General features: G+C 75.4%; 1 protein-coding gene. It reads left to right on the top strand.

Going from position 1 to position 6707, the window contains the following annotated elements; translation table 11 throughout:
- A partial coding sequence (locus tag ACWC0C_RS47790; RefSeq protein WP_450871460.1) for an SDR family oxidoreductase occupies nucleotides 1–6707 on the top strand: 6707 nt, incomplete at both ends.

Here is a 6707-nt window from a genome sequence, read left to right as displayed (position 1 = left end):
TGGCGGTGGACTGGGCGGCGTACTTCTCGCCGTACGCACCCCAGCGCGTCGACCTGCCGACATACGCCTTCCAGCGCACCCGCTACTGGCTGGAGACCGCCCCCCGGCAGGGCTCGGGCGGCGGCCGGAGCGTCGTGCCGCGCGAGGTGCCCGGGCCCGAGGAGCGCGCCGCCGGGCGCAACCCGCTCGCCCGGCGCCTCGCCGGGCTCGGTGAGCCGGAGCGGGCGCGCGAGCTGCTCGAGCTGGTCCAGGCACAGGCCGCCGCCGTGCTCGGGCACGCCTCGCGCGACGCGATCATCGCCGGGCGTCCGTTCCGGGACCAGGGCTTCGACTCGCTGACCTCGGTCGAGCTGCGCAACCGTCTGAGCACCGCCACCGGCCTGCGGCTGCCCGCGACCCTGCTGTTCAACTACACCTCGCCGGAGGCCGTGGCCGGGCACCTCTACGAGGAGCTGACCGGCGACGGGCGCGTGGACGACCTCGGACCGGTCGAGCGCCCGCTGGACGACGACCCGATCGCGATCGTCGCCATGGCCTGCCGCTTCCCCGGCGACGTGGCCTCGCCCGAGGACCTGTGGTCGCTGGTCGCCGACGGCCGCGACGCGGTCGCGCCGTTCCCCGCCGACCGCGGCTGGGACCTGATGGCGCTGTACGACGCGGATCCGGAGCGCACCGGGACGTCGTACGTCCGCGAGGGCGGATTCCTGTACGGCGCCGCCGACTTCGACCCGGATTTCTTCGGGATCTCGCCGCGCGAGGCGCAGGCGATGGACCCGCAGCAGCGGTTGCTCCTGGAGACATCCTGGGAGGCGTTCGAGCGTGCGGGCATCGACCCGGTGTCGGTGCGCGGCGACCGCGCGGGCGTGTTCGTGGGCGTCGCCTCTCAGGACAGCTACGGGCCGCGGATGAACGAGGCGCCGGAGGGCTTCGAGGGCTATCTGCTCACCGGCACCGCCGCGAGCGTGGCCTCCGGCCGCATCGCCTACACCCTGGGCCTGGAGGGCCCGGCGGTCACCGTGGACACGGCCTGCTCGTCGTCGCTGGTCGCGCTGCACATGGCGGCGCAGTCGCTGCGCTCGGGCGAGTGCACGCTGGCGCTGGCGGGCGGTGTCACGGTGATGTCGTCGCCGGGCACATTCGTGGAGTTCAGCCGGCAGCGCGGGCTGGCGCCCGACGGACGCTGCAAGGCGTTCTCCGACACCGCCGACGGCACCGGCTGGGCCGAGGGCGCGGGCGTGCTGCTGCTCGAGCGGCTGTCCGACGCGCGCCGCAACGGCCACCCGGTCCTGGCCCTGGTGCGCGGTTCGGCGATCAACCAGGACGGCGCGTCCAACGGACTGACCGCCCCCAACGGGCTCTCCCAGGAGCGCGTGATCCGTCAGGCGCTCGCCAACGCGGGTCTGACGGTGGCGGACGTGGACGCGGTGGAGGCGCACGGGACCGGCACGAAGCTGGGCGACCCGATCGAGGCGCAGGCACTGATCGCCACCTACGGGCAGGGGCGTGACGCCGAACTTCCTCTGCTGCTGGGATCGTTCAAGTCGAACATCGGGCACGCGCAGGCCGCCGCCGGTGTCGGCGGCGTCATCAAGATGGTCAAGGCCATGGAGCACGGCCTGCTGCCCCGCACCCTGCACGTCGACGAGCCGTCGCGGCACGTGGACTGGGAGGCGGGTGCGGTCGCCCTGCTGACCGAGGAGCGCGCCTGGCCCGAGACGGGCCGCCCGCGCCGCGCGGGCATCTCCTCCTTCGGCGTCAGCGGTACGAACGCTCACGTCGTCGTCGAGCAGGCCCCACCCGCCCCGGCCCGTGCCGAGGCGGACGCCGACGCGCCGGAGGCCGGGGTGCTTCCCTGGGTGCTCTCCGCGCGCGGCGAGGACGCCCTGCGCGGCCAGGCCGCCCGGCTCCTCGCCCAGGTGGAGCAGGAAGCCGAGCAGGCGCCGGTCGACCTCGCGTACTCCCTGGCCACCACCCGGGCCTCCGTCGAGGACCGCGCCGTGGTCGTCGCCGACGACACCGACGCGGTACGGTCCGCGCTGCGGGCGCTCGCCGAGGGCGGGGAGAGCCCCGACCTGGTGCGCGCGACCGTCGTGCCCGGCGGCCGGACCGCGTTCCTGTTCACCGGGCAGGGCGCCCAACGGCTCGGTATGGGGCGCGAGTTGCATGCCGCGTACCCGGTGTTCGCCGAGGCCTTCGACGCGGTCGTGGCGGAGCTGGACCGGCATGGCGAGCTGCCGCTGCGCGACGTGGTGTGGGGCGAGGACGCGGAGCTGCTGAACCGCACCGTCCACACGCAGCCCGCGCTGTTCGCGGTCGAGGTGGCGCTGTTCCGGCTGTGGGAGTCGTGGGGCGTGCGCCCGGACTTCCTGGCCGGACACTCCATCGGCGAGCTGGCTGCCGCTCATGTCGCCGGGGTACTGAGCCTGCCGGATGCGGCCCGCCTGGTGGTCGCGCGCGGCCGTCTGATGCAGGAACTCCCCGAGGGCGGCGCGATGGTGGCGCTGCAGGCGTCGGAGGACGAGGTCGCCCCGTACCTCGCAGAGGACGCCCCCGAGGGCGGGCGGATCGGGATCGCCGCCGTCAACGGCCCCACTGCCGTGGTCGTCTCGGGTGACGAGGCCGCCGTGCTCGCGGTCAGAGCCCGCTTCGACGAGCAGGGCCGCAAGACCAGCCGCCTGCGCGTCAGCCACGCCTTCCACTCGCCGCTGATGGAGCCGATGCTGGCGGAGTTCCGCGAGGTCGCGGACTCCCTGGAGTACGGCGCGCCGACGATCCCCGTGGTTTCCGACGTCACCGGCGAGCAGGCCGACGCCGCGCTCCTGGGCAGCGCCGACTACTGGGTGCGGCACGTCCGCGAGGCCGTCCGCTTCGCCGACACCGTGCGCACCCTGGCCGCCGCGGGCGTCACCACCTTCGTCGAGCTCGGCCCCGACGCCGCCCTCAGCGGTATGGGCCAGGCCTGCGTCGACGGCGACGAGGCCGCGTTCGTACCCGTCCTGCGCCGCGACCGCTCCGAGCGCCGCGAACTGGTCGCCGCCCTGGCGCAGGTCCACGCGCGCGGCGCGGCGAGCATCGGCTGGGAAGCGTTCTTCGCCCCGTACGCCCCCGAGCACGTCGACCTGCCGACGTACGCCTTCCAGCGCTCCCGCTACTGGCTGGACAGCGCCACCGGCCGCAAGGCCGCCCGCGCCCTCGACTCCTGGCGCTACCGGGTGGTCTGGCGCCCCGTTGAAGCCACCGGCACGCTCACCGGCACCTGGCTGCTGACCGGTTTCGACGGCCAGGCCGACTACGCCGCCGCTGTGTCGGCCGCTCTGGAAGCGGGCGGCGCCCGGGTCGTGCGTACCGCCGATGACGCGGCGGGCGAACTCGCCGGCGTCCTGGCCCTGCCGACCGGCGGCGCCGTCGAGGCGGCGGCCCTGGTGCGTTCCCTGGACACCGGCGCCCCGATCTGGCTCGCCACCCGCGGCGCCGTCTCCACCGGACCCGGCGACGCGCTCACCGACCCCGGGCAGGCCCAGGTCTGGGGCTTCGGCCTCACCGCGGCCCTGGAGACGCCCGAGCGTTGGGGCGGCCTGGTCGACCTGCCCGGGGACTGGGACGAGGAGACCGGGCGCCGCCTGGTGGCCGTCCTGTCCGGCGGCGGCGAGGACCAGGTCGCGATCCGGCCCTCCGGCGTCCTGGGCCGCCGCGTGGCGCGGGCCTCCGCCCGCACCGCCGAACCCTGGCGCCCGCGCGGCACCGTCCTGGTCACGGGCGGTACCGGCGCCCTCGGCGCCCGGCTCGGCCGCTGGCTGGCCGGGCACGGCGCCGAACGCGTCGTCCTGGTCAGCCGCCGGGGCGAAGACGCCCCGGGGGCACGGGAGTTGGCGGCCGAGCTGCCCGCGACCGTGGTCGCCTGCGACGTCTCCGACCGTACGGCGGTACGCGACCTGCTCGCCGGGACCGACGACCTGACCGCGATCGTGCACGCCGCGGGCGTGCTCGACGACGGCGTCCTGGCCGCGCTCACCCCCGAGCGCATCGAGACCGTGCTCGCCGCCAAGGCGCACGCCGCCGCCGTCCTCGACGAGGAGAGCCGCGCACTCGGCCTGGACCTGGACGCGTTCGTCCTCTTCTCGTCCGCTGCCGCCACCTTCGGCAACCCCGGCCAGGCCAACTACGCCGCCGCCAACGCCCACCTGGACGCCCTCGCCCAGCAGCGCGCCCAGGACGGCCTGCCCGCCACCTCCATCGCCTGGGGCGCCTGGGCCGACAGCGGCATGGCCACCGGCGCAGCGGCGGCCGAGCAGCTGCGTCGCAGCGGCTGGTCGCCCATGGACCCCGACACCGCGCTCACCGCGCTCGCCGAGGCCGTCGGCGCGGGCGAAACCGTGCTGACCGTCGCCGACGTGGACTGGGCCCGCTACGCGGCCGTCCTCACCGCAGACCGGCCCAGCGCCCTGATCGGCGACCTGCCCGAGGCCCGGGCGGCACGCGCCGACGAGACGCCCCGGGACCGCGAGGACGGGCGCACCGCGCTCGCCGAACGGCTCGCCGGTCTGGGCGAGGCCGAGCGCGCCGAGGAGGTCATGGAGCTGGTCCGCACCCAGACCGCGCTCACCCTCGGCCGCGACGGCGCCCAGTCCGTACCGCCCGGCCGGGCCTTCAAGGAGATGGGCTGCGACTCGCTCGGCGGCGAGCAACTGCGCAAGCGGCTCAACAAGCTCACCGGCCTGCGCCTGTCCGCCACCCTCGTCTGGGACTACCCCACCCCCGAGGACCTGGCCCGCCACCTGCTCGCCGAGCTCACCGGGGCCGCCGCGTCCGCGCCCGTCAGCGCGGTCCCGGCCGTCGCCGGGGCGGACGACGACCCGATCGCGGTCGTCGCCATGGCCTGCCGCTTCCCGGGCGGGGTGCGCACCCCCGAAGAGCTGTGGCGGCTGCTCGCCGACGGCTCCGACGGGATCTCCGGCTTCCCCACCGACCGCGGCTGGGACCTCGACGCGCTCTACGACTCCGACCCGGACCACTCCGGCACCTCGTACGTGCGCGACGGCGGCTTCCTGTACGACGTCGCCGACTTCGACCCGGACTTCTTCGGGATCTCGCCGCGCGAGGCCCTGGCCATGGACCCGCAGCAGCGGCTGCTCCTGGAGACCTCCTGGGAGGCGTTCGAGCGTGCGGGCATCGACCCGCAGTCGCTGCGCGGCGTCCCCGCCGGCGTGTTCGTCGGCAGCAACGGCCAGGACTACGCGTCCCTGCTGCGCCAGGACCCGGAGGCGGTCGAGGGCTACTTCGGCACCGGCATCGCCGCCAGCGTCGCCTCCGGCCGCGTCTCCTACCTGCTCGGCCTGGAGGGTCCGGCCCTCACCGTGGACACGGCCTGCTCCTCGTCCCTGGTCGCGCTGCACATGGCGGCCCAGTCACTGCGCTCGGGCGAGTGCACGCTGGCGCTCGCGGGCGGCGTCACCGTGATGACGACCCCCGAGATCTTCGTGGAGTTCTCGCGCCAGCGCGGGCTCGCCGAGGACGGCCGCTGCAAGGCGTTCGCGGACGGCGCGGACGGCACCGGCTGGGGCGAGGGCGTGGGCATGGTCCTGCTGGAGCGGCTGTCCGACGCGCGCCGCAACGGCCACCCGGTGCTCGCGGTGGTACGGGGTTCGGCGGTCAACCAGGATGGCGCGTCCAACGGGCTGACCGCTCCGAATGGCCCGTCCCAGCAGCGGGTGATCCGTCAGGCGCTCGCGAGTGCGGGCCTGGCGGCGGCGGATGTGGACGCGGTGGAGGCGCACGGGACCGGTACCAGGCTGGGTGACCCGATCGAGGCGCAGGCGCTGCTCGCCACGTATGGGCAGGGCCGCGAGGACCGCGAGCCGTTGTGGCTGGGCTCATTGAAGTCCAACATCGGTCACACCCAGGCCGCCGCCGGTGTCGCGGGCCTCATCAAGATGGTCAAGGCCATGGAGCATGGCCTGCTGCCCAAGACCCTGCACGTGGACGAGCCGTCCCGGCACGTCGACTGGACGGCGGGCGAGGTCGCCCTGCTGACCGAGGAGCGCCCCTGGCCCGAGACCGGGCGTCCCCGCCGCGCGGGCGTCTCCGCCTTCGGCGTCAGCGGCACCAACGCGCACGTCATCGTCGAGGAGCCGCCCGCCGCCCTGGCCCCCGCCAAGGCAGAGGCCCCCGCCGAGCCCGCCCGCCCGGCACCGCTGCGCGTCCCCGCGCCCTGGGTGCTCTCCGCGCGCAGCGAGTCCGCGCTGCGGGCGCAGGCCGAGCGCCTGGCCGCGTACGCCAAGCAGCAGCCCGAGGCGCACCCGATCGACGTGGGCCAGGCACTCGTCGCGACCCGCTCGGCCTTCGAGCACCGGGCCGTCGTCGTCGGCGAGAGCCGCGACGAACTGCTCCAGGGCCTGACCGCCCTGGCCCGCGACGAGTCGCCCGCCGGACTGGTGCGGGGCACCGCCACCGCGACCGGACCGACCGCCCTGGTCTTCCCCGGCCAGGGCACCCAGTGGGCCGGGATGGGCGCCGGACTCCTCGACGAGTCGCCGGTGTTCAAGGCCCGCATCGAGGAGTGTGCGGCGGCGCTGGCGCCGTTCGTGGACTTCGATGTGGTGGAAGTGCTGCGTACGGGCCGGGAGCTGGACCGGGTTGATGTGATCCAGCCGGTGACGTGGGCGGTGATGGTGTCGCTGGCCGAGGTGTGGCGTTCGGTGGGTGTGGTG

The sequence above is a fragment of the Streptomyces sp. NPDC001709 genome (genome assembly GCF_053596375.1).
The sequence above is the reverse complement of the archived record's forward strand: the minus strand, read 5'-3'. Positions and strand labels throughout refer to the sequence as shown.